The following is a 443-nucleotide window of genomic DNA, read 5'->3' as shown; positions in this document are numbered from 1 at the left end:
TTCGGACTCTTCCAGCGCCACGCGGCGGCTCTCCCGGGTCAGCACCACCCACCAGGCCAATACACCGGCGAAGACGCAGCAGGTCAGGAACGCCTTGAGGAACGCCAGCATCAACGTGTGGTGTGCCTGTGGCGATTGGTCGGTGAGGCCATGTGAAACCTGGCTGTAGATCAACGCCAGCGCGCCCGACAGGCCGAGCACCAGCACGCTCAGCAAACCCAGGTACTGCATGAGGCGGGTGTGCAGGTAGCGGCGGGGCAGGCGAGGCAGCAGGCGGCCGATCAGGTCTTCGAACTGCATGGACAGTCGCGAACGGGTCTTGCACTGATCTCCGCAGCGGGCGTCCAGCGAGCAGCACAACGAGCAGATCGGCGAGCCGTAGGCCGGGCACCAGGCCATGTCCGGGGATTCGAAAGCGATGTTGCAGACGCCACACTGCAGGC

At 65.2% G+C, this 443-nt stretch carries 1 pseudogene; it reads right to left on the bottom strand.

The annotated features are described in order from the left end of the window. A pseudogene (locus EE949_RS12935) lies at nucleotides 1-443 on the bottom strand (hybrid sensor histidine kinase/response regulator); the annotation flags it as partial.

It is taken from the genome of Pseudomonas viridiflava, assembly GCF_900602065.1.
Classification (GTDB): Bacteria; Pseudomonadota; Gammaproteobacteria; order Pseudomonadales; family Pseudomonadaceae; genus Aquipseudomonas.
Note: the sequence above shows the minus strand (reverse complement) of the source record. Positions and strands in the feature narration are given on the sequence as shown.